The sequence below is a fragment of the Streptomyces sp. OR43 genome (assembly GCF_008042275.1).
Classification (GTDB): Bacteria; Actinomycetota; Actinomycetes; order Streptomycetales; family Streptomycetaceae; genus Streptomyces.
In genome coordinates this window covers 1-726 of the sequence record NZ_RDBK01000062.1, presented here as the reverse complement: position 1 = coordinate 726, position 726 = coordinate 1, and the positions used below count along the sequence as shown (strand labels likewise).

Below are 726 nucleotides of genomic sequence, written 5' to 3'. Positions count from 1 at the left end.
CACCAGAACGTTGACGTACCGGTGAGTGAGGTCGTAGCCGGCGGAGCTGGCCGCGACGGACAGCTCACTGGCCGGGATCGCGGCGCACTCCTCGGCGAGCAGGGCGAGCTCCGCGGTCAGCTGCTGTCCGACGCGATGGATCTCGCGCCGCTCGTGATCCGGCCCGGTGATCGCGTCGAGACCCGGGGCGAGTGAGCGGCTGAGCCGCTCACGTCCACCGGCGCTGACGGTCAGCCGGTCGAAGGGGATGCCCGGCAGGTCGGCGTCGAGCCGGAAGAGGTCCGCGGGCGCGGCCGGGCCGTCCCGCCACGAACGCTTGGCGAGCAGGGGGAGCTGGGGCAGCAGGGAGACCTGGCAGGCAGCACGCGCGGCGTGTCCGAAGCCGGCCGGCTGGATGTCGCGCAGCAGCTTCTGGAAGATCGCGTTGTCGCCCTCGCGCATGTAGAAGTGCGCCCCGAGCAGCGTCGAAAGACGGTGCATCGCGTCCATCAGCACCTTGGACACGAAGAACTTGACGGCCTGCGCGTAGATTCCCGTCTCGGCAGGCACCAGATGGATGGCCCGGGCGGCGACGGTGGAGAACGCCTCGCAGAGCAGCAGGTCGGCATGGACCCCGGCGAGGACCGAGCGCACCTGGGGGATGTCCGCGGCGGTGCGCCCGTACAGCTTGCGGGACTTGAGGTGGCGCAGCGTGGTGCGCAGCCCGGTGTCCATGCCGACCTGCTG

The 726-nt window shown here is 70.9% G+C and carries 1 protein-coding gene; it reads right to left on the bottom strand.

All coding sequences use genetic code 11. The features are described 5' to 3' along the window. Positions 1 to 726 (bottom strand): acyl-CoA dehydrogenase family protein (locus EAO72_RS40300; protein WP_222724169.1); only part of this gene is annotated, 726 nt, incomplete at both ends.